Source organism: Kitasatospora sp. NPDC093558 (genome assembly GCF_040683475.1).
Classification (GTDB): domain Bacteria; phylum Actinomycetota; class Actinomycetes; order Streptomycetales; family Streptomycetaceae; genus Kitasatospora.
Genome location: NZ_JBFBDY010000918.1, coordinates 1 through 2,096, shown reverse-complemented (window position 1 = coordinate 2,096; position 2,096 = coordinate 1). Strand labels below are relative to the sequence as shown.

Sequence of the window (2,096 nt, the reverse complement as noted above, 5' to 3'; positions counted from 1 at the left end):
CGCCCGTCCAGGCCCCCGCTCCGGCGCCCGTCGCCGCGACGCCGCTGCCGTTCGCGGTGCCCGGTGTCGGCGGCGGGCTGGGCGCCGCGCCGCGCGGGCGGATCCTGGTCGTCGAGGGCGGCTACGGCAATGCCGGCCGCCGTACCTGGGGCCGCGGCGTCCCCGCCCAGGCCACCGTGCTGTCCGCGATGCTCGCCGCCGTCTCGCCGCAGGTGCTGCTCGCCGCCGACGCGGTCGACGCCGTCCACCTGCCCGGCGCCAGCGACCCGCACACCGTCCTCGCCCACCTGCGCGCCGCCGCCCGTCACCCCGGGCCGCTGCTTGTCCACCTCGGTGGCCACCTGCTCGCGGACAAGCGCGGCGGGCAGCTCCACCTCACCCTGCGCGACTCCAAGGCCGCGAGCATCCGCCAGGACGGCCTGCCCTGGCACGCGATCGCCGCCGAGCTGAGCCACCGTCCGGCCGACTGGCAGACCCTCGTCATCGCCGACCTGAGCGCCGACCAGAACGCGTGGCCCCTCCTCCAGGCGGACGCCCAGGGCGCCGCCGGGCCGCTCAGCGACGGGATCCCGCTGTGGGCCGTCGTCAGCCCGGACCCGGAGCAGATCGGCACCTTCACCCGCGCGCTCATCGAGGCCCTGCACGGCGGCCGCCCGGGCGCGGGCGAGGTCCTCGCGCCCGAACAGCTGCGCCAGCAGGTGTACTCGGTGCTGCGCCCGGACGTGGTGATCGTCGCCACGCACGCCCCGGACCGCCCGGTCTTCCGCAACACCGCCCGTCACGCCGACGGCCTGGTGGCGGATGTGGCGCCGGTGGACGTTCAGCCGGTGGAAGCGGCTCCGGAACACCCTTTGGTGCCGGTCCCCGCCGCGGCCCCTGCGGCCCCCGCGTCCGAGATCGTCGAACCGGAGGGCGGCGAGCCCGAGGTCCTGGAGGCTGCGGAGGTCCCGGAGGTCCGGCAGGTCCCGCAGGTCGCGGAGCAGGAGCCCGCACCCGAGCCGTCCGCCGACGGCCTGGTGAGCCTCCGCAAGGCCGGCGTGCCGCCCACTCCGCCGCCGCCCGCGCGTCCGGTCAGCCTGAAGAAGCAACTGCTCGAAGCCCCAAGGACCGTGACGCTCCGCGCGTTCACCCTCGCCGAGGCCGACGTCGAGGGCGTCGTCATCGAGGATGCCGTCATCGAGGACGTTGTCGCCGAGGACGTTGTCGCCGAGGACGTCGTCGTCGAGGAAGCCGCCCCCACGCCGACGTCGGGCGTGAAGCTGGCGAAGACCGCGCCACTCGTCGCGTACGCCGCCCCGGCCGTGGATGAGGCGCAGGCCGAAGTTCCGCTGGAGGAGCAGCAGTTCGAGGAGGACGCTCCGGCCGAGGAACCCGCCCCCGTCGACGAGCCCGTCCTGCTCGAAGAGGCGCCCGAGCCCGATCCCGAGGTCCAGGCCGATCCCGAGGTCCAGGCCGAGCCGGAGACGCCGGCCGAGCCCGAACTGCGGGACCAGCCAGAGGAGTCGGAGCAGTCCGCCGACCCGGCTCCGGCCGAGGACCTCGCGCCCGCTGCGCCTGCCGGCCCCGAGCCGCGCGCCGACTACCGGGAGACGCTCGGGCAGATCGTCCGCAGCGCGGACTCGGGCGACCACGCCGCCGCCACGGACCTCGCCTTCGCCCTCGAACTGGAGGCGATCGCCGAGCACGGCGCGGTCTCCGAGCCGGTGCTCCAGGTCCGGCAGGTCCGGGCCCACGTGTGCCGTCTCGCGGGCAGGGCGGCCGAGGCCGCGGACATCTACCGCGAGGTGGCGCTGACCCTGCTCCGCTCGCAGGGCGCGGACCATCCGGAGACCCAGCAGGCGGCCACCAACGCCGAAGCCTGCTGGCGCGCCATCCCGGACCGCACGGAGGCCATCCGCATCGCTCCGGAGATCATCGAACTGCGCGCCTACCTCCCGGGCCCCGAAGGCCGCAAGCTCCGCGCCGCCGAGCGCTACCTCGCCCAGCTGGCGGCGGCGGGCAGCTGACCGACCGACAGTCGACAGTCGACGGCTGACGGATAACAGCGAACAGGTAACAGCGAACAGATAACAGATTTCGAAATCTGTTATCTGTTC

Annotated in this window: 1 pseudogene; it reads left to right on the top strand. The window is 74.9% G+C overall.

Going from position 1 to position 2,096, the window contains the following annotated elements:
* Positions 1 to 2,006 (top strand): annotated as a pseudogene (locus AB0O00_RS36925) (hypothetical protein); the annotation flags it as partial.
* Positions 2,007 to 2,096: the final 90 nt, after the last annotated feature.